Source organism: Acidobacteriota bacterium, assembly GCA_022340665.1.
In the GTDB taxonomy this organism is placed as follows: domain Bacteria; phylum Acidobacteriota; class Thermoanaerobaculia; order Thermoanaerobaculales; family Sulfomarinibacteraceae; genus Sulfomarinibacter.
In genome coordinates this window covers 1-24,685 of record JAJDNM010000109.1, presented here as the reverse complement: position 1 = coordinate 24,685, position 24,685 = coordinate 1, and the positions used below count along the sequence as shown (strand labels likewise).

Genomic DNA, 24,685 nt, shown 5'->3' with positions numbered 1-24,685 from the left:
TGAAGCCGGGGAAGGGCTCGAATACCGAGTCGGTCCACTCCCACCCGTTGCCCACCAGGTCGGCGACCCCCCAGGCCGAATCGCCGTCCGAAAAACAGCCGACCGGGGTGGGGGCCCAGTGGCGGAAATCGAAGTTTCCGTGACCGGCGCGCGGCGCCTCCTCACCCCAGGGGAATCGTCGGGTCCCTCCGTCCGGGGTGGTGTAGGCGGCGCGGTGGAACTCGGGCTCGGTCGGTAGTCGCCCGCCCCGCCAACGGCAGAAGGCAGTCGCCTCAGCGTGGCTGACGAAGACCGGCCAGTCGCCGGCCTTTTCGAGCGGCACGGCGTCGAACATGGTGAGGTAGGTCCAGTTCCCATCGATCATTGACCAGAACACCGGGTGCTCGAGACCGACGCGCTGCCGCCATTGCCAGTCGTCCTCCCGCCACAGCGCCGGCCGCTCGTAGCCTCCGTCCATCAGGAACTCGAGGAACTCGGCGTTGCGCACCGGAGTGCGGTCGATCGAGAAGTCCTCCACCATCGTCTGGTGTGCGGGGAACTCGTTGTCCCAGCCGAACGGGACGCTGTCGAAATCGGCGCCGAGAACGACAGTTCCGCCACCGATCTCGATTCTGCCGGCTCTGGCCGCGCCATCGAATCGATAGGACGGCATGTCGGCCGGGCGCCGTTTCAGCTTCAGTGGCAGCTGTTGGAAGAGGTACTGCAGGGTCTCCTGATGCATGAGCTCGTGCTCGATCGCCACCTCGAAGATTCTGCCCCTGTCGGCCAACAGATTGCTTTCGGCGCGGTCGGCTACGGGCTCGATTGAGTCGATCAGGGCACTGCGCACCCGGTCTCGATACTCGATGATGTCTTCGACCGGGGGCCATTCGACCGGCGAGTCGAAATGGTCGACGCCCATCGGGTCGATGCCGCGTTCGAAGACCGAATCGAAACCGGGGCGGAAGGACGGCATGTCAAGCAAGCCCCTACAGACCTGGTTCCAGGCGAATGCGGGCAGATGACCGAGGTAGAAGATCAGGGGGTGCCGGAGTCCGATCGGTTGTTCGTAGATCGCGCCATCCTCGAGCAGATCGAAGATCTCGTCGGAGCGCGACCAACACGAGGACAGCCGTTCTTGCAGCGAGTCGCTCATCGCGGGCCTTCTTGGGCGGCGGGCACGACGAGGGCCGAGGCAAAGAGGGCTTCCGGGTCGGTGAACCAGGCGGAAAGTTCGAGACCGGTGCCGGCTAGCTCCCGCGAAAAGGACTCCAACGTGAACTTCCGGCTGATCTCGGTCCGGATCTCCTCTCTCCTCGCCAGATGAAGCTCACGCGCATCGCCGAGCGAAACCCGAGTCGGCCGCAGGGCACGAACCCGCATCTCGATCCGCTCCCGCTCGCGGTCGTAGAACGCGACGTGCTCGAAGGCGTCGATCTCGAACCCAGTGGCGAATCGCCGGTTGAGGACTCTGAGGGCGTTGAGGTTGAACTCGGCGGTGACGCCGGCGCTGTCGTTGTAGGCCGCTTCCAGCCGGGCGGTGTCCTTGACCAAATCGAGGCCGACCAGAAAAGCGTCCTCCGGCCCCAGAACCGCGCGGACGGTCTTCAGGAAGGAGGTGAGCTGGCGCGGATACAGATTGCCGATCGTGCTGGCGAGGAAGATGAAGAGGCGCCGGCTGCCGCTGCCGACCAATGGCAGGTCGCGAAGGAAATCGCCGACTATCCCGGTCACCTCTGCCGCCGGATATGCATCGGCCAGCGCCGACGCAGAGGTCCTGAGGAAGGTCTCGTTGATGTCGAGCAGCACGCACCGGTCGAGTCGGTCTCTCCGTTGCATGGCGTCAAGGAGGAGTCGAATCTTGCGCCCGGCTCCGGAGCCCAGCTCGATCAGCTCGCGGGCGCCGGTCGACCTCGCGATCTTATCGGCGATCTCGGCCAGCAGGGCCTCCTCGGTCCGGGTCTGGTAGTACTCGGGAAGCCGCGTGATCTGCTCGAAGAGGTGCGATCCGGCATCGTCGTAGAAATACTTCGAATCGACCCGGGGCAGGTTGCGGAGGAGGTTTTGCCGCACCTCGATGCGTTCCGATTCGAAATCATCCCGGGTTCGTCCGCCTTGGATGATCTGCACGGATTCTGTGGTTCTGGCCTCTGCCGTCGGTCGCATGGTCGCCTCTCTCGAATCGTGGTGTATCGATGTGAAGAAACACCGACCGACGTCCGAATATTCTGGGAGATCGATTTCAGCTGGCCCGATCTTCTCACCGGGTTTCGTGACGAGGGCGGCGAAGGGTAATGAGATGTTGGGTTTTTCGCGGATCGGGCGACGCAGGCGCAGTCGTACTACGGTGAGGAGCACGATCCGCGAAAAGCACGACAGATTGCTGCCATTCGCCGTCCGCAGTAGACACCTGTTGAGAAGACCGGGCTAGGTCGGGTCACGAACGTTTCGGATGATTGAGGTGTCGAAATCTGTCGTCGAACTGCGCTCAGCGAGCGAGCTTATTGAACTCCTCAAAGACCGTTCGCGCACATGCGACCGGATCGCCGCCGAACTCGTCATCGACGACGGGTACGCGGCCGAAGTATTGATCGAGAAAGTCGTCCGCTGACGACCAGATCGTCTGCACGACACCCGCGAATCGGCTCCGCATTTCGGGGGTCGAGCCTTGGCGCCAGCGCACCATGTCCTCGATCTGGATCGCTGCGACGTCGCCGAGCCTCCAGGGGCAGGTGACGACTGTAAACCCCTTGGCGGCGAAGTAGGGAGCCGTCGGGTCGGGGCGTTCGTAGTGCCAGTCGTTGATCACCACGTCCTTGGGCATGAGATCGATCGCGCGGTGGGTCGAGTTCATGCTCGCTTCCCACTCACCGATGCCGGTCGTCTTGCCATCGATCAAGCGGTCACCCCACATCCATAACTGCACGTTGGACCGGGCGAGGTGATTTCGAATGCGTGTCACCTCGCCGGCGAAGAGCTCCGCCCGGTCGCGGCCGCCGCAGCGGGGGCAGCGATCCATGCCGATGTAGAAGACCTCGTCCAGACCGGCGTGGAAGGCGTCCGATTGGAAGACCTTCACCAGCTCGTCGACCAGGGCGAAGACCACCTCGTGCACACCGGGGTGCAGAGGGCAGTAGCTCTTGCAGTAGAGCCCGTCGGCGTTAGGCCATTGATAGGTCTGAGGCAGCTCGATCCAGGGCGTCTCGTCGAACTCCGGATACACCTCGAGGAGCTTTCCGAGCTCGGTCTGCCACGATTGGTGGCCGAGCAGGTTGATCTGTGGTATGAGGCGGATGCCGCCCCGGCGACACGCCTTGATGATCTTGCGGACGTCGGATTTGCCGAGGGCATCCTCGTCGCGCAGCTCGGGGTGTGATTTGTATCGGTACTTGAAGTCCACCCTCAGGACGAGCGTGTTGAGGTTGTTCTGGACCAGTTCGTTTTCGATGAAGGCGACGAAGTCATCAACCCTCTCGGGCGACGGCACACCGATGGCGAAGCCGCGGACGGGGAGGGTGGAATCGGAATCGGCGTCGTTCGCAGCGACCAGCGGGCCCGATATGAGGACCGCCGAAACCACCGTTGACGTGATAAATACTCGTGCGAGCGGTCGGCTTTTTCGTGGCCGCATCGTTCCCCCTCCCAACGTTCAACGTTGAACGTTCAGACGTTTGAACGTTTGTCTTCGAGTTACCACGTCAAGGTGACCTTGGACAGACCTCTGGGACCCTCGGTGTTGTAGCCCTTGGCCCTCGTCAAGTGATAGCAGAACAGCTGCGCCGGAACGATGGCGGGAATCGGCGTGATCCACTCGGGGAGCCGCTCGGGGAGTTGGACAGGCGTGTTGGCAAGGGCCAGGGCCGAGCCTTCGGAAGAGATGGCGAGCAGCTCGACCCTTTCCTCCTGCACGAGCTCGGTGAGGAGCTTGATGATCTCCTGGTCGATCGGTCCTCCAGGAACCACCGCGAAGACCGGAAATCCCTGGCGGGCGAGAGCCACCGGTCCGTGCTGAAAGTCAGCCGAGGAGTAGGGTTCGGCGACCACGTAGGCGAGCTCCTTGAGCTTGAGCGCCCACTCGTGGGCGGTGGCGTAGTTGTAGCCCCGGCCGAGGACAACGCACTGGTTCATATAACGGTATCTGTCGGACGAGTCCTTGATCATCTCGTCGAGCCGAAGCGTGTCCTGGATCAGCGAGGGTAGCCGCCCGAGCCACCCGCGCTGTTCGGCATCGCCTGTCAGGGCGACCGAGAGCATGGCGATGGCCGTGAGCTGCGTGGTGTAAGTCTTTGTAGCTGCGATGGCCGTCTCGGGTCCTGCAACGGTGTCGATGACCAGCTCGGCGGCCGCAGAGAGGGGCGAATCGCTGTCATTGGTGATAGCGAGGGTCAGCGCACCCTGTCGCCGACCCTCTTCGACAACGCTGATGATGTCGGGACTCTGGCCGGACTGGGAGATGCCGACCACCAGCGAGTCGCCGATCTGTGGCGGGCATTTGAAAACGCTGAACATCGATGGCGCAGCCAGTGCGACCGGGATGTGGTTGACAATGCCCCAGAGGTATTTCGCATAGATACCGGAGTTGTCCGACGTGCCGCGAGCGGCGAGATAGACAAATGTAGGGTTTCTCTCACGGATCTTCGCGGCGATTTCGCGCACGGTGTCGTCCTGCATCTCGAGCAGACGGTGGATCGCTTCGGGTTGCTCGAAGATCTCGTCCCGCAAACTCATGGCGACCTCCGGAAAATGCGAAGGAGTCTGAATCGTTGTAGCGGCGCAAATGACTGCCTGTCGAAGTATACTGTGCGGGGCAGCTTCCTGGGGGGGAGAGATGGTGCACCGCGAATGTCCGTCTCGTGGTTCGACGCGCGAGCTGAAGGGCCCGGCTGGTGATTGTGCGACCAGCAGGCTATTCGAAAGACCCCCGGTACGGCACTTATCCCGTTTGTTTACACGAAATTTCCGGATATCCACCCCGCCAAGGCGTATCAATCGGACGAATTTCGACGAATCTTCGAAATCCGATTCGACTTTTTCGCGTCTTTCCGAATCGAATACGAAAGTGGAACCAAAGCCCACAATTGTTCTAGGCTACGACAATGCGGGGTTCGGTGTGTCCCACCATCCGTGTTTGCGCCTCAATGTTCAGCCCAAGGTCGCCGGGATCTCACGATCCCGGCTTTCTCGTTTTCTTATTGACGGACTGAATCAATTTGCAGAGGAAGGGAGGACATGATGTGTAGAGTTTTTTGCCGGTCCGGGATATTTGTCCTGGGCCTCGTACTCATGATCGGCGCCAGCCCGGCGTGGTCACAGTCGGTCAATTACGGCACGGTGACGGGCAACGTGATACTGCCGGACGGAGCGCCCGGCGCGGGCACCGCTGTCGTGCTCGAGGGCCCAGCCTTGGTGAGCGGCAGTTGGGCGACGGTGGCGGACAACACGGGGCATTTCGTCTTCCTCAGGGTGCCGCCGGGAACCTACACCGCGACCGCCAGCCTCTCGGGATTCAACACCGCCCAGTACGAAGACTTCGTCATCAAAGCGGGATCCTCGGTGGCGTTGGACTTCGCTCTGGAGATCGCACCGACGTCCGGCGAGATCCTCGTCACCTCCGAAATGCCGATCGTCGACACCAAGTCGTCGACCATCAGCACGAGCTTTGGCTCCGACATGCTCGAGGTGATCCCGACCTCGCGTGAATCCTTCTACGACCTCGCCCTGACCGCGCCCGGCATGTCCAGCGTCGGCGCCGACGAATCATGGCTGCCGAGTGCCTCCGCCTACGGCTCGGCGGCCAACGAGAACATCTTCCTGGTCAACGGCGTCAACACCACCAATCCGCGCGGCGCCTCGTGGGGTTCGCTGGTGAAGGTGAACTACGACACCGTGCAGGAGGTCAAGGTCCTGTCGCTCGGCTCGCAGGCGGAGTACGGCTCCTTCTCCGGCGCTGCAGTCGACGTGCTGACCAAATCGGGCGGCAATGAGTTCCACGGCTCCGCAGCCTATTACGGGCAGATCGGTGATGCCGCCGACAACATGACCACCAGCTTTAGCGAAGACTGGCTGTGGTACAGCCCCACCCGCGGTGAGCTCGTCTCCTATCCTGATGACTGGGAGGTGGCGGCCACCTTAGGCGGCCCGATTGTCAAGGACAAACTGTGGTTCTACGCCGGTTACGACCATCGAGACACGGAGTACAACGAGGCCCTCCGCGCCCTGCCGGTTCTCGGCGACTTCGACCTCTACGATCTCAAGCTGACCGGACAGATCGGCACCGACCACCGTCTCTGGCTCGGCCTCCACGTCGAGGACAGCTTCGAGAAGAACGTGACCTGGGGCCCGTTCGATCCGAGCATGGTCTACTACTCCGGTACCGACAACACCACCGCGCAGTTCGAGTACCAGTGGGTGGCGTCGGACCGCGACCTGTTCGGCTTCAAGTACCTCGGCTTCGACACTGAGCAGCACCCGACCATCCCGGTCGAATACGGCTATCCAGGCGCTATCAACTGGTGGAAGTGGACGCCCGTTGGTGGCCTCGGTGTCGATGGCGATTTCCCCTACGTCGAGGCACAGCAGTCCCGGCGCGATACCTTCCAGGCCGACTTCACCCACTACGCCGACGACTGGGCGGGACAACACGAGCTCAAGTTCGGTGTCCAGTACACTACCGCCAACGGTGACTGGTACGGCGGTTATTTCCAAGGATATTCGAGGATGGCCTACCCCTACTCGGGGTGGGGAGGCCGCAGCGTCGAGTACTTCAACAACGGCTGGTGGTCCGGCGACGCGACCTGGCAATGGTCGCCTCTCGACACCTTTCCGATGTACATGCGCGAGACCGTTCGCAACCCGTGGCTCAATGTGCGCGAGGCGGACAACCAGGCTGCATTCGTTGACGACCAGTGGGTGGTGTCGGATCGGCTGACCCTTAACCTCGGCGTCCGCTACGACCGTATGCAGGCCAACTACGGCCCGGGCAAGGTCTACGAGCTCTTCAACGATCCGAGCGATGTCGACAACCCGACCTTGATTCGTGACACCGAAGGCTACGACGTCTACGACTTCAAAAACTGGTCGCCGCGGATTGGCTTCGCCTGGACCCTTACAGGTGACGGCAAGACGGTCCTGCGCGGGCACTACGGCCGCTACCAGGCGCCGCTCAGTATCGAGGCCCTACGCCGCCTTGGGCCGGACATGGGGGAGCAGATCGTCGACACGTGGTTCTACTGGTTCCCATACGATGAAGTGGACCACAACGGCAACAACTGGATCGATGTTGACGAGGTCATTTGGGCCACACGGCAGCTCAGCGGCATGGAGCCGTCGGTGCTCATGTCTCACGAGGTCAGCCCGGCGTCCTTCCGCCTCGAGGTCGAGGATGGCACCGACAACCCCTACACCGACCAGTTCAACATCTCGCTCCAGCGCCAGCTCGGCAGGGACCTCGCCATCGAACTCAGCTACATCTACAAGAAGACCCAGAACTTCATCATCCTCGATGCCTACGACCTCGCGACCGGGGAGTACTTCGATTGGCACACGTTGCCCTACACCACCTGGACCGGGTATCAGACCCCGGCGTGGACGGTGACCATCAACGATTTCAACGGCGACGGAGTTATCAACGGCGACGACGCCGGCTATCCGTCGAATGACGCGACCCGCGGCTGGCGGGCGCGCAACCTCAACTCCTGGGAAGGCCAGGACGTGAGCCGCACCTACCAGGGCGTGCAGCTGGTGCTCACCAAGCGTTTTTCGAACCGCTGGCAGGGCAACTTCGCCATCAATTACACCAACACCGACGGCTTTTACCCGCGAACGGTCAACCAGTACTGGTACATCGATGGGCCGCTGACCATGGATACCCCTTTCGGCACCTCTCCCAACCACTTCCAGAATAACCTCAGCGGGCCGGCCCTGATGACCCCCGAGTGGATGGCCAAGCTGGCCGGTAGCTACACCATCCCGTTCATCGAGACCGACTTCGGCTTCCGCGTCCGCTACGACTCGGGGCGGGCGCTCTGGCCGACCGATAACAGCTTCCCGGTTTACGCGTCGTGGATGGGCGAATTCGATCCCGAGACCCAATTCACGTCCACAGGCTGGAACAACGTCATGGTGGCCGACGATCCGGATGACCCGCAATGGCTGCCGGCCACAACCATTTTCGACCTCAACCTGGGGAAGCGTTTCAATATTGGCGGGGACATGGGGATCACAGTCTCGCTCGATGTCCTCAACGCGTTCAACGAGAACTCCCCGAACAAGGTCGGGTATACGGTCGACGACTACGGCGAGGTGCAGTCCCTGGTCGTACCACGCTACTACCGGCTCGGGCTGAAGTTCGAGTTCTAGCGGTCTGCTGATCGCTGCTATCATCTGGAGGGCCCAAATGGGCCCTCTATTTTTCAGGGCTCGAGCCGTCGCTGGATGCGAGACAGCCGGGTAAACGATGGAGAAAAACGTTCAAACGTTTGAACGTTGAAACGTTAGAACGTTATGTGGAGGCTGCAGCGCGCGATGACTTTCAAACGTGTCAACCTTGTTTCGGGGGTTGCGCTTGCTTTCACGATCGCGTTATCGGGCTGCCAAAAGGCTCCCCGAACTCCGCAAGACCTTGTCTTCCCCGGCGCCAACGTCTTGCTGATCACCCTCGACACCACGCGGGCGGATCGTATCGGTGCCTACGGCTATGAGCGGGCCGAAACTCCTCGCTTGGATCAACTGGCCGAAGACGGTGTGCTCTTCGAACAGGCAATCACACCGACCGCCTTCACCCTGCCCTCGCACTCGTCGATCATGACCGGACTCTACCCGCCGTTTCACGGCGTGCGGCTCAACGGTGGCGTGGCGTTGGCGGATGTGCACGTCACCCTCGCCGAGCGTCTGGCGGCCTCGGGCTACCGCTGCGGTGCCGTCGTCGGCGCCTTCGTGCTCGACCAGCGATGGGGATTGAGCCAGGGCTTCGAGCACTATGAAGACGATATTGACAGGGCGGCGGACCAGCCCCTCGATCTGGCTGGTGTGCAGCGACCGGCGGACCGCATTGTGGACACCGCGTTGGAGTGGCTGGAAAGGGAGGACGGGCGCCCGTTCTTGGCGTGGCTCCACTTCTACGACCCGCACATCCCCTACGAGCCGCCCGAACCCTACGCAACCCGCTTCAGCGATCGCGGTCCAGGCGGGCTCTACGACGGCGAGATCGCCTTCACCGACGACCAAGTCGGACGCGTGTTCGATTGGTTGGACAAACGAGGCCTGGGCGAAAACACCATTGTTGTGGTGGTCGGTGATCACGGCGAGGGCCTCGGCGATCATGACGAGAGGCAGCACGGATACTTCATCTACGACGCCACGGTGCACGTGCCGCTCATGTTCAAGATCCCGGGGTCCGAGCTCGAGGGGATCCGGGTGCCAGCTCAGGTGAGGACGATCGACATTTTGCCGACTGTCCTGGGTCTCGTGGGCATCAAGGCACCGGTGCCGATCCATGGCCAGTCGCTGGTGCCACTGATGCTCGACCCGAAGAGCCCAGGACCCGAGTACGCCTACTCCGAGTCGATGGCCGTCTACCTCCATTACGGTTGGAGCGCGCTCTACTCTGTTCGGACATCTGACGACAAGTTCATCGATGCACCGCGGGCCGAGCTCTATGACATCACCGCCGATCCCGGGGAAAACCAGAACCTGTTTGCTCGTGACCGCCGGCGTGCCGACGAACTCCGATCGGTATTGGCGCATCTCCGTGAAGAGATCGAACGTGGCGCTCCGCAGACTCAGGACGCGGACCTCGACGAGGAGACCAGGGACATGCTCGCGGCCCTCGGCTACGTCGGCGGCGCCACCGCCGCGCCCGAGAGCGGAAACCTCGCCGATCCCAAGGACAAGGTCCACCTCTTCGACTCGATCGGCTACGCCTCGACGCTCATGCTGGAAGACGATTTCGAAGAGGCCATCAGCGTGCTCAAGCTCGTTCTCGGCGATGATCCCGAGATCCCCCAGGCCACGCTGATGCTCGCCGCCGCCTATCGCGAGGCGAATCAAATCGACGAGGGCAAGGCCATACTCGACGATTACCTGCGCGAAAACCCTGACAGCACGCGCGCGCTGACTCTCATGGCCAAAATTCTTTCCGACGAAGGACGAGATGAAGAGGTGTTGGCGCTCGCCAAGCGGGTGCTGGCCGAGGACGATCGCAGCACTGAGGCCTACGCGCTGATGGCGGGTGTCTACATGAAGCACAACGACCATCGGCGTGCGCTGCCGCTGCTCGAGAAGGCGGTCGAGATCCAACCCAAGCTGACCCGCAACCGGCTCAACCTGGCGGCGGCATATATCGGCGTAGGTCGGCTGGCCGAGGCGGAGACCGTCCTCAATGCGATCCAAGCCGAGTACCCCGATGGTCCACGGGTCAACTACCATCTCGGGCTGCTGTACGAGGAGCAGGGCCGGACCGCCGAGGCGCGTGATGCCTACGCAAAGGAGCTCGAGCTCCACCCGAAATCCGTGATGCCACGCTTCAACCTCGGTAATCTGGAGTTCCGGCTCGGCAATGTCGAGGCGGCGGAGCGCGAGATGCGGATCCTGATCGAGGAAGTGCCGGAAATCCCGAAGCCGCACCTGCTCCTCGCTCGAATTCTGTTGCAGCAGGAGAGAGACCTAGACGAGGTCGAGCGCCTCGCCAAGGCAGGCCTCGAGCGGACCGAAGCGGACGATCTCAAGGTGCTCGGCTACTACCTGTTGGCGGACGTGTACTCGCGGCAGGGTCGGCAGGCTGAGCTGCAGCAGGTGCTGGAGAAGGCACAGTATTACAGGTCGCGGATCGAAGGCACGGGCGGTTAGATGACCGGGTTCAGTTGGGGAGACGGCTGCTTCGACAACGTGGCGTGGTGTCGAGAACTGGGGGAGACATGCATGGGAAACGCACGGAATGGATGTGGCGATTTCTGGCGACTGCAGCCGTGTTGTCGGCCGCTGCGTGCGGTGCGCCCGAGGAGTCGGTGAATACCTCGAAAAAGTTGAGCGACGGGTGGTCGATCCGGGCGGCGGCCGAAGTGTCTGGTGGCGGAGCATCGGTGTCGTCACCGGATTTCGATGCCGATGGCTGGTTTCCGACTGCGGTGCCCGCGACCCCGATGGCGGCATTGGTTGCCAACGGCAGCTACCCCGATCTCTACCTCGGTACAAACCTCGAAAAGGTAGACACGGAGCAGTTCAAGGGCGCCTGGTGGTACCGGACCGAGTTCGACGTGTCTGAACACGCGGCTGGGAAGGTTGCACGCCTGCAGTTCGACGGCATCAACAACTCCGCCGATATCTGGCTCAACGGCGAGCAGCTGGCGGGGCGGAACATCGTCTACGGCGCCTTTCGCACGCACGAGATCGACGTCAGTGGGCGCCTGGTTGCAGGTCGCAATGCGCTCGCGGTGGCGGTCCATCCACCCCAGCCGGGTGATTTCACCATTGGCTTCGTCGACTGGAACCCCCGTCCGCCCGACAACAACATGGGCATCTGGCGGCCGGTCTCTCTGCGGTTGACCGATGTCGTGTCACTCAACGACGTCGTGGTCGAGACCGATGTCGATCTCGACACCCTCGAGTCAGCTGACATCAGCGTTTCGTCGGTGGTCAGGAATCACAGCGCCGCCGAGGTCAGGACGAAGGTGAGCGGCCAGATCGAGGACCGCACATTCGCAGCCGAGGTCATACTCGCGCCGCACGAAACGCAGCGGGTTCGATTCACGGCCGATGATTACGACGTCCTGAAGATCGAGGCTCCGCGCCTGTGGTGGCCGCACACTCTGGGCGAGCCGAACCTCTACACGATGAGCATGGCCGTCACGATCGATGGCGCCGTCTCGGACAGCGTGCACACGAAATTCGGCATTCGTGAGTTCGACACCTATTTCAACGAGGAAGGTCATCGCGGATTCACGGTCAACGGCCAGCCGGTCTTGATCCGGGGCGGAGGATGGGTCGACGACCTGTTGTTGTCGGATACACCGGAGAGAATCGACGCCCAGTTGGCCTACGTCAAACAGATGCACCTCAATACGATCCGCCTCGAAGGATTCTGGGGATCGAGTCAATACCTCTACGACGCGGCCGACCGCGAGGGCATTCTCGTCATGCCCGGCTGGAGCTGCCAGTGGGAGTGGGAGAACTACGTCGGCAAACCGGTGAGCGAGGAGTACGGCGGCGTGCTCGAGCCCGACGAAATGGATCTGGTGGCCGCGATGTTGACGGACCAGATTCGATACCTGCGCAACCACCCGAGCATCTTCACCTGGGTGCTGGCGAGCGACCTCCTGCCCCACCCCGATCTCGAGCGCCGCTATCAGAAGGTGCTGGCCGAGCTCGACACCACCCGCCCGACTCTGGTCTCGTGCGGTTGGAAGGAGTCGGAGGTCAGTGGGCCGAGCGGGGTCAAGATGAACGGGCCCTACGACTGGGTGCCGCCGGTCTACTGGTGGGAGGACCGCGAACACGGCGGGGCGTACGGCTTCAACACCGAAACCGGACCCGGGCCGCAACCGCCACCGCTCGAAAGCGCTCGAAGGATGATCCCAGAAGAGGACCTTTGGCCGGTCGGCGAGGTCTGGAACTACCACAGCGGCCGGGGAGAGTTCAGCGACATGGACCGCTACATCGAAGCTCTCGGACGGCGCTACGGACCGCCGGCATCGGTGGAGGAGTTCCTCTTCAAGGCACAGGCGGCGAACTACGAGGCCATCCGACCGATGTTCGAGAGCTTTGCGGTCAACCGGCCGCTGACCACCGGCCTCATCCAGTGGATGCTCAACTCGGCCTGGCCGGAGACCTATTGGCAGCTCTACGACTGGTATCTGTTGCCGAACGGTGCCTTTTTCGGCACTCGTGCGGCCAGTCAGCCGCTGAACCTCTCTTTCAACTACGCCGATCAAACGGTGTATGGCGTCAACGATTCCCGTCACGCTGCGGAGGGGCTGACAGCCACGGTTCGCGCTTTCGATCTCTCGACGAAGGAGATCTTCAACCAGACCTACCGGCTCACGCTGCCGGCGGCGGGAGCCCAGCCGGTTGTGTCTCTCGCTGAGCAGAAGTCACCGACGACGGTGTGGTTCCTCGATCTGCGCCTTCACGATGCCTCAGGTTCCGAGGTGGCACGCAATTTCTACTGGCTGTCGGCCAAGCCCGACGTCCTCGACTACGCGAACAACCTCTGGTACGTGACCCCGACCAAGAGCTTTGCCGACTTCACGAGCCTGAGCGATCTTCCGGAGGTGGGGCTCGGTGTGGAGGCGACGGCATCCAGCAGCGACAACGGATCCGAGGTGACGGTCTTGCTCGCCAACGGTTCCGAGGCGCTCGCGTTCTTCATCGAGCTGCGGGTGATCGACGGTGATGGCAACTCGATTCTGCCGGTTCTGTGGGAGGACAACTACGTCTCGATTCTGCCGGGTGAGAGCCGTCGTCTGACCGCGCGGTTCCCGGCCGAAGATGATCTGTCGGACGCGCATCTCGCCGTAAAGGGTTGGAATGTGAAAGCGATAGAGACCGGGTTCGATCAATGATCGTTCCGATTGCCGGCCCGAACGGTTCTTCACCGCCAAGCCGCAAAGAGCGCAAAGAGAATCCTCTGATTTCGAGACACGAGGCAGGGACGAGGCAACGAATTCGCGAGGTTTTCTCACCTCACAATCCGATCAGCGAATCCGCCACTCGAAAAATGACCTTCGTCAATACTTGGCGCCCTTGGCGTCTTGGCGGTTCAGACTCCGTGTTCGAAAGCGGGCTGGGACTCGGGCGTGGGGTGAAGGCCGAGGGAATGGATGAAGGGGTAGCAGTATGAAACGCAGCATGGGAATCGTCTTACTCGTTTTTCTCATCTTCTTCGTCATCTCCTTTCTCACCAATATCCTGGGGCCGCTGGTTCCGGACATCATCAAGGGCTTCAACCTGAGCCTGACCCTGGCCGGCTTCCTGCCGTTCAGCTTCTTCGTCGCCTACGGTGTGATGTCGATTCCCGCCGGTGTGCTGCTCGACCGTTTCGGCCAGAAGCCGATTCTGATCGCAGCCTTCGTCCTCGCATTTGGCGGGTCCTTCCTCTTCGCCTCAGTGCCGACTTTCACGGTGGCACTCATGTCACTCTTCATGATCGGCATCGGTATGACGATGCTTCAAGTGGCGATCAATCCGTTGCTGAGGGTAGCTGGCGGAGAGGAGAACTTCGCGTTCTACTCGGTGATGGCGCAGCTGGTCTTCGGGGCGGCATCGTTCATCAGCCCCTATGTCTACTCCTACCTGGTGACCAACCTCGGTGGGGCCGGCCCGGCGCCGGAGGGCGGCATCCTTGGCCTTCTGTCGCGGCTGGTTCCACCGGAGCTACCGTGGGTGTCCCTCTATTGGGTCTTCACCGTCGTGACCCTGGTGATGATCGCCGTTCTCATTGCTGTCCGCCTGCCGCAGGTCGAGCTCAAGGACGACGAGAAGGCCGGTGCCGCCGGCTCCTATCTGGAGCTTTTGCAGAATCGTTATGTGTGGCTCTTTTTCTTCGGTATCTTCGCCTATGTCGGCACCGAGCAGGGTGTGGCCAACTGGGTGTCGCGCTTCCTCGAGACCTATCACGGGCTCGATCCACAGGTCGAAGGAGCACGCGCGGTGTCCTACTTCTGGGGGCTTCTGACGGCCGGCTGCCTGCTCGGTCTGGTGCTGCTCAAGCTCTTCGACGCACGCAAGGTCCTGGTCTGGTTTTCCTCGGCCGCAATGATCAGCCTGGCGGCGGCGCTCTTCGGGCCGACGAAGGTCTCCTACGTTGCCTTCATGATGGTCGGCTTCTTTCTGTCGGTGATGTGGTCGGTGATCTTTTCGCTCGCCCTCAACTCGGTCGCCGAGCACCACGGCTCGTTCTCCGGAATACTCTGCACCGGCATCGTCGGCGGTGCGGTGATGCCGGCCCTGGTCGGATGGCTTGGCGATCAGCTCGGTCTTCGTTTTGGGATGACCCTGCTCTTCGTGACCATCGGATACATCCTCTCGATCGGTTTGTGGGCGAAGCCGCTCATCGACAACGCAACGGTCAGCCCAGGCGAGCTCCTGCGATCGCTGACCGGCGAAAAGGGAAACTGAGCTGTGTCCGAGTCGATCATTGGTGTCGATCTCGGCGGAACCAAGATCTCGGTCGGCACGGTGCGCGGAGGCGACGTCATCCGGATTGTGCGCCGGGAGGTGCCGGCGCGGGAATCGGCGGACGCCGTCCTAGGAGAGATCTTCCGTGCCATAGACGACGTCTTCGACCCCTCGGTTGTCGGTATCGGCTGTGGCGTGCCGAGCGTTGTCGATGTCGCCGAGGGTGTTGTCTTCGACGTCGAGAACATCCCTTCGTGGAAAGAGATGCCTTTGAAGGCGAAACTCGAGGAACGGTTCGGCGTGCCGGCGTCGATCAACAACGATGCCAACGCGTTCGCGGTCGGCGAGCATGTCTTCGGTGCGGGCCGGGCCTTTCGAGATCTGGTAGCCCTCACTCTCGGCACCGGCATGGGCACCGGCGTGATCGTCAATGGCCGTCTCTTCAGCGGGACCAACTGTGGGGTTGGTGAAATCGGCATGATGGCTCACAAGGGCTTGAGGCTCGAGGACTACTGCTCGGGACCATTCTTTCAGCGCGAGTACGGTGCGCCGGGCGACGAGATCTACCGTCGGGCCCGCGAAGGAGACTCCGAGGCCTTGGCTGCATTCGAACGGTTCGGTGACGAGTTGGCCGAGGCGGTGATGGTCGCCCTCTACGCCTACGATCCCCAGGCGGTGATCTTCGGCGGTTCGATCAGCAGCGCATTCGAACTCTTCGAGGGAGGCCTGCGCCAGGGGCTCGAGCGGTTCGCCTACCGGAGGGTCGTAGAACGGCTGGTCATGAAACCGAGCACTCTGGAAAACTCTGCCGTGCTCGGAGCGGCAGCGCTCTATGTGGATGCAAAAGGATAATCCGGGGTGGTGAAGATGCACATGGGACGATGGGCGATTGGCGTCGTGGTTGTTGGTGCCGTGGTTCTCATGGTCGGGTGTGTGACCGTTCAAGAAGAGCTGGTCGAAGAACGGCCCCTCGGCGCAGGTTTCCGCTATTCGGCGTACGGACCCGACTACGATCCTGGACCACGGTACTGGGTGCGTGTCGGACAGGAGATGGCATCGAGATTTCCCGGAGCTGTCGGCGAAACGGTGTGGATCGTCGGCCGCCTCGAGGGCGATGGAACCTTGCTGAGTTTTCCGGTAGAGAACGAGAACCCTCTCATCCTAGGCTCCGAGGAAGATGAAAACGAAGCCACCCTTGACCTCTTCGACCGTCACCACTTTCGCGTGTGGCTGCAGGTCGAACCAGGTCACGCACCGGTCGAGGAGCTGATTCGTCTTGTCCTCGAACGGTATCGCCACCACCCATCGGTGATTGGCTTCGGGATCGACGTCGAGTGGCTGGAGTCGACGGAAAACCCGGAGGGGCGTCGGGTCACCGATGGAGAGGCCCGCTCCTGGCTCGAAGCGGTTCGGCGGCACGACCCGAGTTACAGTCTCTTCCTCAAGCACTGGGAGATCGGCAAGATGCCACCGAACGAGCGCACGGGCCTGGTCTTCATTGATGACAGCCAGATCCTGCCGTCGCTCGAGGCGATGGTCGACGAGTTCGCCGAGTGGGGGCGCGCCTTCGCACCGGCACCGGTCGGCTTCCAGTACGGCTACCCGTCGGATCGACCCTGGTGGTCGAAGCTCGAGGATCCTCCCGGCGACATCGGCAGGGCGATTCTCCAACGGGTCCCCAACACCGAGGGCCTCTACTGGGTGGACTTCACGGTCCTCGATCTCTTCCCGCCGGGGCCGGAGGACTTGCCACCGCCCGATAAATCCGAAGGGGATGGTCTGCCGTGATGCGCCGGACGTGTCGTTCGATCGTCGCCCTTGCTGCGGCGGCGGTGATCGCGTCGGGCTGCGGGGAGCCCGCCGACCCATCCGCGCCGGCACAGGCGCCGGAGACCCGGGCTGCGATTGCGGCTTCACAGTCGACGGTCGATCCGATCTACGGAGTGAAGATCTACAGGACCGAACGCGACCTCCCGGGGATCTTCGAGGAATGGAAACAGCTCGGCATCAACACGGTGTTTGCCAGCGAAGAGCTGGCCTCGTCGGGTGGATTCCGGGCACTCGCGAGGAAGAACGACACCGACCTCTTCATCATCTTCCCGGTGTTCTTCGCCCCCGAGATGCTCGCTGAGGATCCCGATCTCTGGGCGGTGACGGCAAAGGGCGAGCGGGCGAAGGACGACTGGGTGGAGTTTGCCTGCCCCAACCGGCCCGCATTCCGCAACCGCCGGGTCAAAGAAGCGCAGGCGATCGTCAAGCGCCTGCAGCCGGATGGCCTCAGCATCGACTTCATTCGCTATTTCGTGTTCTGGGAGATGGTGGGGCCGGACCACGATTCTGCCGCCCTGCCGAAGACCTGCTACTGCCTCCACTGCCTTCAGGCCTTCGCGGCATACCTGGGCGTGCCTCCGTTCTCGATCCCTCCGCAGCCGCAGAGGGCGGCCGCCTGGATCGAATCGAACGCCTCCGATCAATGGGTTCGTTTCAGGGCCGAGACCATCGCATCCGTGGTTACGGAGATCGTCGAAGGTGTCCGGTTTGTCGATCCCGAGATCATGATCAACCTGCACATGGTGCCCTGGCGAAAGGACGACTTCGACTGCGCCAGGCTGCGCATCGCCGGGCAGGATCCGGCGGCGCTGAGCAGCCAGGCCGATCTTCTGTCACCGATGGCCTACTCCTTCATGCTCTACCGCCCACCCAAGTGGGTCACCTCGGTGGTCCGGGATTTCGACCGGGCGGCGAGTTGCCCGATTCTGCCGAGCATCCAGGTGTCGCCGGCGTATCGCGAGGACGAGGTCTTCCCGATCGACGAGTTCGAGGCTGCGTTGCGCGCCGCCCTCGAACCACCCTCCGCCGGAGTGGTTTTCTGGTCATGGGACCACATCGAGTCCGACCCCGAGCGCGCCGAGATCATTCAACGCGTTCGGCGAGAAACGTTGGGGGAGGACGGGGATAACGTTCAAACGTTGAAACGTTAAATATTCGAACGTCAGTTCTCGCGGTCTTGTGGCGGTGACGAAAGGTGCTTTGTGAAATGCCGAAACAGCAACCAGGTCAACACCACCGAAACCAAAACTATGAGGGCCGGCAGCACGATGCCGAGGGGATTTGCCAAAATCACTCGCCACAGACCCTGACCGTCTCCGCTGGCGGCGGCGGCGGTGAGCACCGCGCCGACAACCGCGACACCGACGACACCGATGATCACCGCTCTGGCTGTCGGCGTGAAGATCGTCTCAGCCCGCATGATCCGCTTGCGGTAGTTGATGTAGGCGAGCAGAAGACCGAGTGAGCTGACGGCGTACGCCATGATCATGCCGAGGATCTTGCCGGCGGCGGGGCTCATCTCCATCTCAGCGCTCCCATCGATTCTGGCGTTCGACAGCGTCCAGGAAATCCGCCTGTCTGTCCTCGAAATTCTCCGAAAGTGCGCGCAGCTTCGGGTCGATGACCTTGAAGGTGAGCCAGGTGAAGATGATCGAGAGGCCGAGGGATATGAAACCCCAGGTTTGGAGAAGCAGCGATCCGGCAACTCCGATCGTAACTAGGACGAATGCCAGCACGCCGAAGATGCAGGCGAGGAGATCGTGGCGGGTCCAGCGATCGGCCTCCTGCGCGGTCCATTCTCTTCGTAGAAAGCTCATCGGCCACTCCCCTCTGAGGTCAACAAACCACGTCGCTCGGCCTCGGCCCGAATCGGGCCCCAGAAACCGAGCGGGCGGGCCTGGACGAAATAGCGCACCAGATGCTCGCGGTCGTCGGGCTCAGTCAGGAAGGTGACCGGCAGGTAGACCAGAGACACCAGCACCGCCAGCAGCCAGAAGTTGAGCCAGTTCGGCAGATCGGGGAGGATCCCGAGCTCGGGCAGGACCCACACCACTAGCCAGCTCATGACCAGGTTGGCGATCCAGCTCGAGAGGTACGCCCAGGAATTGAATCGCCACCAGACGACCTGCAGGATCGACGGGATCCAGATGCCAGCCGCCTGCAGCCAGAGGGCAAAGATCAGCCACGAAGTGATCGACTGCATAGTGAGGCCAAGGAGGAACGATCCGAGAAGCAACAGGAGGGTATTGAGCCGACCGATCTTGACGAGCCTTTCCTCTGAGGCCTCGGGGTTGACGTAGTGGTGGTAAAGGTCGCGGGTGGCGTAGAGGGCGCCGAGGTTGAGGTGGGTCGAAATTGTGGAGAGGTGGATGGCGATGATTCCTGCGAAGAAGATGCCGATCATCCCGGCCGGCAGATTCTCGAAACCGAGCCGAAACCAACCCATCTCGTACTGGGCTTCGGAGTTGATCGCAGGGTACATGACGAAGAAGGCGAGGATCGCGACCGCCCAGACGCTGTTGCGGATCAGGGTCACGAAACCGCCGGCCCAGATCGAGTAACTGGCGTCGCGGACGGTTCGAGCGGACTGGATTCGTTGTGCTTCTGGGTACCAGTCGATGAAGTTGCCCATGCCGATCCCGCCGAGGGTGGCCATGATCAACAGGGTCAGGAAGTCGGCAGTGTAGAAGGCGTTCGGATCGAGGCCCCAAAACCCGTCGAAATGGAATGGATTGAGGCGCCACCCCTCACCGAGCTCCCCGAGCCGTAAAACGATTCCTGAAGGACCGCCCGCCACAGAGATGCCCCAGAAGGAGACCAGAGTGATGATCAGGAAACTGATCACACCCTGTTGGAAATCGGCCATGATGACACCCCAATAGCCGGCTGCCAGCACGTACACTGCGCAGATAGAGGTGAAGAGCACCACGCCGACCCAGTTCGGCCAGGCGAAGAGATAGGTGCAGACCTTCCCCATCGCGGCCGAAACCCATGCCAGCACGAACATATTCATGAAGGTCTGCCAGCCGGCAAGCCAGCCACGCAACAGCTCGGACCCGAGTCCCGAATAACGAAGGGTTTGCCACTCCGCTTGGCTCATCGCGAGGCTGCGCCGGAAGATGCGGGTGGAAACCAAGGCCGAAATGGCGGTCCAGGCCGTGAAGAAGGGCAGCCAGATGCCCCGCATGCCCCATTTGTAGATCGTGCCGCAGATCCACATCGGAGTGTCGGTGGCGGTGTGGGTGGCATAGACCGAGGTTGCCGGCAGCCACCATGGAAGTCCGCGACCGGCAAGAAAGAAGTCGGCCTCCGAACGTTTGCCGAGCCTGTAGAAAATGATGCCGCACGCGATCATGACTGCAATGAGGAGGATGACCCAGACCCAGTCGAGCGGTGTGAATACGACTGCGATGGCGGCAGATTCAGTCACGTTGGACCGATCATAGAGAGGACCACTGGCTCCGTCCAGTTACCAATCCCATCTCGCTGGGAGGGTGGGCGGGGAACGTTCAAACGTTTGAACGTTCCAACGTGAGAACATTATGTCTCGCACTCGATTTCGACGGTGGTGCCGGCCTCTGCATACGGCACCAGGGTGCCCTCGATCGAGCTACCGTCTACGACGAGCTTCGGCTCGCCGCTCTTCATCGAGTTCGTGACCCGAATGCGATAGACGGCGTCACGGCAGCGACGGGTGACGGTGAAGTGCGAGACCTCGGAGCCGATGCACGGGGCCACCCTCAGACCATCAAACTCCGGTCGGATACCGAGCATGTAGTGGGCAATGGCGACGTAGTTCCAAGCCGCGGTGCCGGTCAACCAGGAGTTCTTGGCCTCACCCTCGCGGACCGCATCCCGTCCCGCCACCATCTGCGAGTAGACGTAGGGCTCGGTGCGGTGAATGTCCGAGATCTCTTCGAGATAGGCCGGCGCGATGCGCTTGTAGTAGTCGAACGCGCGGTCGCCACGGCCGATCCTGGTTTCGGCGATCATCACCCACGGGTTGTTGTGGCAAAAGATGCCGGCATTTTCCTTGTAGCCCGGCGGGTAGGAGGAGATCTCGCCGAGCTCGATGCGGTAGGTCGAATAGGGGGGCTGGTTGAGGACGATGCCGTACGGCGTACCGAGCCGCTCGCCCACCGAATCAAGCGCGCGAAGCGCCTTGCTGTCTTCTGCCCCGACTCCGGCCATGACGCAGAAACCCTGTGGTTCGATGAAGATCTGACCCTCCTCGCACTCGTGGCTGCCGACCTTGTTGCCAAAGAAGTCGTAGGCGCGGAGGAACCATGCCCCGTCCCAGGCGTGTTCAAGGATCGCCTCTTCCATGTGGGCGGCGTGTTCCCGGGCCGCCTCGGCCTCCTGGTTCAAGCCCACGTGCACCGCGAGGTCCGCGTAATCAGGTGCGGCGTAGACGAACTGGCCGGCGATGAAGACCGACTCGGCGGTGCGGCCCTGGCGGTTAGCCGTAGTCTGATAAGGCTCGTCCGGGGTCTCCGAGAAGCAGTTGAGGTTGAGGCAGTCGTTCCAGTCGGCACGACCGATCAGCGGCAGGCCGTGTGGTCCGAGGTTTTCGATCGTGAAGTGAAAGGACCGGCGCAGGTGCTCGAAGAGGGACGCGGTGTTCGTCTCATCGTTGTCGAATGGCACCTCCTCTCGGAGGATGCCGAAGTCCCCTGTTTCCTTAATGTAGGCGGCGGTGCCAATGATCAGCCACAGGGGGTCGTCATTGAAGCCCGAGCCGACGTCGTGGTTACCGCGCTTGGTCAGCGGCTGGTACTGGTGATACGCGCTGCCGTCGGGGAACTGGGTGGAGGCGATGTCAAGTATCCGCTGCCGCGCACGGTCGGGCACCAGGTGAACAAATCCGAGCAGGTCCTGGTTGGAGTCACGGAACCCCATGCCGCGGCCGATACCACTTTCGAAGTACGAGGCGCTGCGTGACATGTTGAAGGTCACCATGCACTGGTACGGATTCCAGGTGTTGACCATGCGGTCGAGGCGCTCATCCGGCGATTCCAGTGTGTAGATCTCGAGCAGGGAGGACCAGTAGTCGCTGAGCTTGGCAACTGCATCCTCGACCTGTGCGGATGTGGAGAACCGCGACAGCAGGGCATGGGCCGGCTCTTTGTTGACGACTCCCGGCCTCTCCCACTTGTCGTCCGCAGGGTTCTCCACGTATCCGAGGGTGAAGACAAATTCGTGGGCCTCGCCCGGTGTGAGCTCGAGATCGAGACAGTGGGAGCCAATAGGCGCCCAGCCCGAGGCCATCGAGTTGCGAGGTGTACCCGCGAGAACGGCCTCGGGCTCGTGGAGACCGTTGTAGAGGCCGAAAAAGGTCTCCCGGTCGGTGTCGAAACCGGCGTGGGGCGCGTTGACCCCGTACACCGCGTAGTGGTTGCGTCGCTCACGGTACTCGGTCACGTGGTAGATGGCGCTTCCCTCGACCTCGACCTCGCCGGTCGAGAAGTTGCGCTGGAAGTTGGTCTGGTCGTCCCACGCGTTCCACAGGCAGAACTCGACAAAGCTGAAAATTCGCAGGGCCTTTTCATTCTTCGACTCATTCGTGAGCGTGAGTCGACACACCTCGGCGGTCTCTCCGAGCGGAACCAGAAAGAGCATTTCGGCGGAAACACCATTCCGCGAGCCGAAGATTTTTGTCGTCCCCAGGCCATGACGGCATTCGAACCGGTCGAGCTGAGACTTCATCGGCATCCAGGCCGGCGTCCACACATCGTCGCCGTCGCGAATGAAAAGGGCGCGGCCGCCGACGTCGGTTGGTACGTTGTTGTAGCGGTAGCGCAAGAGGCGTCGGAAGCGAGCATCGCGATAGAAGCAGTAGCCTCCGCCGGTGTGCGAGATCAGTGAGAAAAAGTCGTCGGTGCCCAGGTAGTTGATCCACGGGTACGGCGTTCGCGGCGTCGTGATGACGTACTCACGCGCCTCGTCGTCGAAGTGTCCGAACCGCATAGGTTGCCTCCAACGCGGAGTCTACTACGGTCGACATCAAGGGCCCGGTTGGAGAGAATGCGGACATGAAGACATCGTGGGTCTGCGTGATCGTGTTGATCCTTGGCACCGCCTGCACCGGACCACCGACGCCGGATGCGCCGGATTTCATCCGGGTCGAGGGGAGCCGCCTCATCAGAAACGGACAGCCCTACCACTTCCTCGGCACCAACGTCTGGTACGGCTGCAATCTCGGCGCCCTCGCCGAGGGCGGGGACCGGGATCGTTTGATCCGCGAGCTCGACCTCCTGCAGTCTCTTGGAGTTGACAACTTGCGGGTGCTCGGCGCGTCGGAGGGCCTCGGCCAACACAACACCGTGTGGCCGCCGCTGCAGCCGGAGCCGGGCGTCTACGATCAACGACTCCTGGAAGGCCTCGACTTCCTCCTCGCCGAAATGGGGAAGCGCGACATGGTGGCCGTCGTCTATCTCAATAATTACTGGGTGTGGTCTGGAGGCATGTCGCAGTACGTTTCATGGTTCGACGACGAACCGCTGCCAAACCCGTTCCTGGAAGGCTACTCGTGGCTCGAGTTCATGGAGTTCTCGGCACGTTTCTACACCCACACGGAGGCCAACGGAGCGTATCGTCGCTACATCGAGATGCTCGTCAACCGCGAAAACGCATTCACCGGCATCCGTTACCGCGATGACCCGACCATCATGGCATGGCAGCTCGGTAACGAGCCGCGGCCAGGAGAGGGCGAGTCCGGCAAGCAGAAATTCGAGGTTTTCACGCGGTGGGTGGGTGAGACCGCAGATTTCATTCGCTCGCTCGATCCCAACCACCTGATCTCCACCGGCAACGAGGGGCTCAAGGGGAGCATAGAATCCGCCGAGACCTACCTGGACATCCACCGGTTCGCGAACATCGATTATCTGACTGCCCACCTGTGGATTCTCAACTGGAGCTGGTACGACCCGACCAGGCCCGAGGAGACCTATGCCGAGGCTGAGCGTCAGGCGATCGAGTATCTCGACCGGCACATTGCGTTTGCCGAGGAGATCGGCAAGCCGCTGGTGCTCGACGAGTTCGGCATACCACGTGACGATCACTCGTTCTCGCCGGCCGTAGGTACGACCTATCGAGACCTTTTCTATGCCCGGGTCTTCGAGCACATACACGCCAATGCCGCCGCAGGGGGGCCCTTTGCCGGCAGCAATTTCTGGTCCTGGGGTGGCCTTGGCCAGGCGTCGGACCCGGAAGAAGCCGTGTGGCGGCGCGGCGATCAGTTCACCGGCGATCCGCCGCAGGAGCCCCAGGGCCGCAACTCGGTCTTTGCGAGCGATGTATCGACCTTAGCGGTCATCGAGAAATTCACCGGAAAAACGAGAGCCCTCAGGTCTGAGCCGGGGTTCGGGAGATCGAAATGACTGTCGACATCAACCTGCATGGCCATGTCTGCATCGTGACCGGAGCGAGTGGAGAGCTCGGAAGGGTGATGTCCCGCACTCTCGGCGCGGCCGGGGCGGCGGTCGCACTCCACTACTTCCGGCAAAAGGAGAGGGCACAGGCCCTCCTCGATGAGCTGCGGTCGGTGGGTGTGCAGGCAATGACGGTGCAGGGCGACGTCACCGAAATGGCGTCAGTCGATTCGATGAAATCGGCGGTGGAGAGGGAGCTCGGTCCGGCCGATATCATCGTCGACAACGCGGTCATACAGTACGACTGGGTATCGGTCCTCGAACAACCGCTGGAGGACTTCGAGAGTCAGTTCCGCTCCTGCGTCATGCACAACGTGCACATGGTCAAGGCTTTC

The 24,685-nt window shown here is 62.0% G+C and carries 17 protein-coding genes; 9 read left to right on the top strand and 8 right to left on the bottom strand.

Translation table 11 applies throughout. The annotated features are described in order from the left end of the window. The 4 genes from LJE93_12675 to LJE93_12660 form a co-directional block, all read right to left on the bottom strand. Nucleotides 1–1,135 (bottom strand): SUMF1/EgtB/PvdO family nonheme iron enzyme (locus tag LJE93_12675; GenBank protein ID MCG6949758.1); only part of this gene is annotated, 1,135 nt, incomplete at its 3' end. Then, nucleotides 1,132–2,145: an L-histidine N(alpha)-methyltransferase gene (gene egtD, locus LJE93_12670; protein MCG6949757.1), complete on the bottom strand. Its 1,014-nt coding sequence runs from the start codon at nt 2,143–2,145 to the stop codon at nt 1,132–1,134. The genes LJE93_12675 and egtD, both read right to left, overlap by 4 nt. Nucleotides 2,146–2,467: 322 nt before the next feature. After that, the gene (locus tag LJE93_12665) at nt 2,468–3,610 is read right to left on the bottom strand and encodes a family 20 glycosylhydrolase (protein ID MCG6949756.1); all 1,143 of its coding nucleotides are present in this window, start codon (nt 3,608–3,610) and stop codon (nt 2,468–2,470) included. A 59-nt stretch (nt 3,611–3,669) separates the two neighbouring features. Further along, a complete protein-coding gene (locus tag LJE93_12660; protein MCG6949755.1) occupies nt 3,670–4,707 on the bottom strand; it encodes an SIS domain-containing protein in 1,038 nt (345 codons plus the stop codon). Nucleotides 4,708–5,211: 504 nt separating this feature from the next. Here LJE93_12660 and LJE93_12655 point away from each other — a divergent pair. The 7 genes from LJE93_12655 (at nt 5,212) to LJE93_12625 (ending at nt 18,071) form a co-directional block, all read left to right on the top strand. After that, entirely contained in the window at nt 5,212–8,337 is a 3,126-nt protein-coding gene (locus tag LJE93_12655; protein ID MCG6949754.1) for a TonB-dependent receptor, read from the top strand. A gap of 165 nt (nt 8,338–8,502) precedes the next feature. After that, entirely contained in the window at nt 8,503–10,824 is a 2,322-nt protein-coding gene (locus LJE93_12650) for a tetratricopeptide repeat protein (protein MCG6949753.1), read from the top strand. Between the two features lie 68 nt (nt 10,825–10,892). Beyond that, nucleotides 10,893–13,535: a glycoside hydrolase family 2 gene (locus LJE93_12645; protein MCG6949752.1), complete on the top strand. Its 2,643-nt coding sequence runs from the start codon at nt 10,893–10,895 to the stop codon at nt 13,533–13,535. Between the two features lie 274 nt (nt 13,536–13,809). Beyond that, a complete protein-coding gene (locus LJE93_12640; GenBank protein ID MCG6949751.1) occupies nt 13,810–15,090 on the top strand; it encodes an MFS transporter in 1,281 nt (426 codons plus the stop codon). Nucleotides 15,091–15,093: 3 nt separating this feature from the next. Beyond that, nucleotides 15,094–15,942 (top strand): ROK family protein, encoded by an 849-nt coding sequence (locus LJE93_12635; GenBank protein MCG6949750.1) that lies wholly within the window; start codon nt 15,094–15,096, stop codon nt 15,940–15,942. 9 nt (nt 15,943–15,951) lie between these two features. Continuing rightward, nucleotides 15,952–16,878: a hypothetical protein gene (locus LJE93_12630; protein ID MCG6949749.1), complete on the top strand. Its 927-nt coding sequence runs from the start codon at nt 15,952–15,954 to the stop codon at nt 16,876–16,878. After that, nucleotides 16,875–18,071: a hypothetical protein gene (locus tag LJE93_12625; protein MCG6949748.1), complete on the top strand. Its 1,197-nt coding sequence runs from the start codon at nt 16,875–16,877 to the stop codon at nt 18,069–18,071. Before LJE93_12630 ends, LJE93_12625 begins: the two co-directional genes overlap by 4 nt. 11 nt (nt 18,072–18,082) lie before the next feature. Here LJE93_12625 and LJE93_12620 read toward each other — a convergent pair whose 3' ends face one another. The 4 genes from LJE93_12620 to LJE93_12605 all read right to left on the bottom strand — a co-directional run bounded on the left by LJE93_12620 (nt 18,083) and on the right by LJE93_12605 (nt 22,887). Then, nucleotides 18,083–18,445: a hypothetical protein gene (locus LJE93_12620; GenBank protein MCG6949747.1), complete on the bottom strand. Its 363-nt coding sequence runs from the start codon at nt 18,443–18,445 to the stop codon at nt 18,083–18,085. A 1-nt stretch (nt 18,446) separates the two neighbouring features. Next, complete coding sequence (locus LJE93_12615; GenBank protein ID MCG6949746.1) at nt 18,447–18,737, bottom strand: hypothetical protein; 291 nt, start codon at nt 18,735–18,737, stop codon at nt 18,447–18,449. Next, entirely contained in the window at nt 18,734–20,350 is a 1,617-nt protein-coding gene (locus tag LJE93_12610) for a sodium:solute symporter (protein ID MCG6949745.1), read from the bottom strand. The genes LJE93_12615 and LJE93_12610 overlap by 4 nt, the downstream gene beginning before the upstream one ends. Nucleotides 20,351–20,460: 110 nt before the next feature. Beyond that, nucleotides 20,461–22,887: a glycosyl transferase gene (locus LJE93_12605; GenBank protein MCG6949744.1), complete on the bottom strand. Its 2,427-nt coding sequence runs from the start codon at nt 22,885–22,887 to the stop codon at nt 20,461–20,463. 65 nt (nt 22,888–22,952) lie between these two features. On the opposite strand from LJE93_12605, the gene LJE93_12600 reads away from it, so the two are divergent. Together LJE93_12600 and LJE93_12595 are read left to right on the top strand one after the other, a co-directional pair. Beyond that, nucleotides 22,953–24,299: a cellulase family glycosylhydrolase gene (locus LJE93_12600; GenBank protein MCG6949743.1), complete on the top strand. Its 1,347-nt coding sequence runs from the start codon at nt 22,953–22,955 to the stop codon at nt 24,297–24,299. Then, a partial coding sequence (locus LJE93_12595; GenBank protein ID MCG6949742.1) for an SDR family NAD(P)-dependent oxidoreductase occupies nt 24,296–24,685 on the top strand: 390 nt, incomplete at its 3' end. The genes LJE93_12600 and LJE93_12595, both read left to right, overlap by 4 nt.